We start from the raw sequence: 1,701 nt of genomic DNA, 5'->3' as shown, positions 1-1,701 counted from the left end.
AAGGCTAAAACTCAAAGAAATTGACGGGGGCCCGCACAAGCGGCGGAGCATGCGGATTAATTCGATGCAACGCGAAGAACCTTACCTGGGCTTGACATGTTCCCGGCGACGGCGGAGACGTCGTTTCCCTTCGGGGCGGGTTCACAGGTGGTGCATGGTCGTCGTCAGCTCGTGTCGTGAGATGTTGGGTCAAGTCCCGCAACGAGCGCAACCCTTGCCCCGTGTTGCCAGCGCGTCATGGCGGGAACTCACGGGGGACCGCCGGGGTTAACCCGGAGGAAGGTGGGGATGACGTCAGATCATCATGCCCCTTACGTCCAGGGCTTCACGCATGCTACAATGGCCGGTACAACGGGATGCGACATGGTGACATGGAGCGGATCCCTGAAAACCGGTCTCAGTTCGGATCGGAGCCTGCAACCCGGCTCCGTGAAGGCGGAGTCGCTAGTAATCGCGGATCAGCAACGCCGCGGTGAATGCGTTCCCGGGCCTTGTACACACCGCCCGTCAAGTCATGAAAGTGGGCAGCACCCGAAGCCGGTGGCCTGACCAGTTCTGCTGGGGGGAGCCGTCTAAGGTGAGGCTCGTGATTGGGACTAAGTCGTAACAAGGTAGCCGTACCGGAAGGTGCGGCTGGATCACCTCCTTTCTACGGAGAATCTTATTGAGTGCCTGGCATGGTTCCCGGGGTTTTCTCCCTGGGGTGTCGGGCGTGCTGGCGTGGAAGGATCGTTGCGTCCCTGTTGTGGGGGCGGGTATGGGCATGCTGTTGGGTTCCCTGGCCGCCACGGCCCTCCTTGTCGGGGGGTTGGCGTTCGGGTGCCCGCCATGGGTTCCCGTCCGGTTGTCGCCGGGTGGGGGTGTGTGGTGTGGCGTGGTGGTTTGAGAACTGGAGAGTGGACGCGAGCGGACCGCGTGGCCGCCCTTTTTGGGGTGGCTGGTTGTGGTCTGCTTGTACTGATGTATTTCGACCGGGTCCCCGTTTTGGGGGTCTGGTTGTTTGTTTGATCGTTTTGTGATCGCAGAGTGTTGATGATCTGTCGTCCGGTGTTCGTTTGGTCTTGCGGGTTCCCCGTGTGTGGGGTTGCCTGCAAGGGCGTATGGTGGATGCCTTGGCAGACGGGACCGATGAAAGACGTGGCGGGCAGCGATATGCCTCGGGGAGCCGCCGAGCTGGCTTTGATCCGAGGGTTTCTGAATGGGGTGACCCGGCAGCCGTCATGGGCTGTCACCGCGCCTTTGGGTGCGGGGGGTACGCAGGGAAGTGAAACATCTCAGTACCTGCAGGAAAGGATATTCCGTGAGTAGTGGCGAGCGAAAGCGGACCAGGCCAAACCTTGCGCGTGTGATACCCGTCGGGGGTTGCGCGTGGGGTGTTGCGGGCCTGTGTGTCCGGTCTCCGACGGGGCCGGGCCGAGTGATAAAACGACGTGTGAGGCGAGCAGGATTGAATGCCTGGCCGTAGAGGGTGATGGCCCCGTAGCCGTATGCGTGTCGTCTCGGTATCACAGTTTGCCCAAGTAGCACGGGCCTCGGGGAATCCCGTGTGAATCAGCCCCGACCGTGGGGTGAGCCTAAGTATTCCCGTCTGACCGATAGTGTACCAGTACCGTGAGGGAAAGGTGAAAAGCACCCCGGTAGGGGAGTGAAAGAGTTCCTGAAACCGTGCGCCTACGATCCGTCGGAGCCTTCTTTGTGGGG

At 61.2% G+C, this 1,701-nt stretch carries 2 rRNA genes; both read left to right on the top strand.

Annotated features, from left to right (window positions below):
* Positions 1 to 649 (top strand): 16S ribosomal RNA (locus tag CQR48_RS08920); the annotation flags it as partial.
* A 431-nt stretch (positions 650 to 1,080) separates the two neighbouring features.
* Positions 1,081 to 1,701 (top strand): 23S ribosomal RNA (locus CQR48_RS08915); the annotation flags it as partial.

This window comes from Bifidobacterium thermophilum (genome assembly GCF_002846655.1).
GTDB classification, from domain to species: Bacteria; Actinomycetota; Actinomycetes; order Actinomycetales; family Bifidobacteriaceae; genus Bifidobacterium; species Bifidobacterium thermophilum.
Note: the sequence above shows the minus strand (reverse complement) of the source record. Positions and strands in the feature narration are given on the sequence as shown.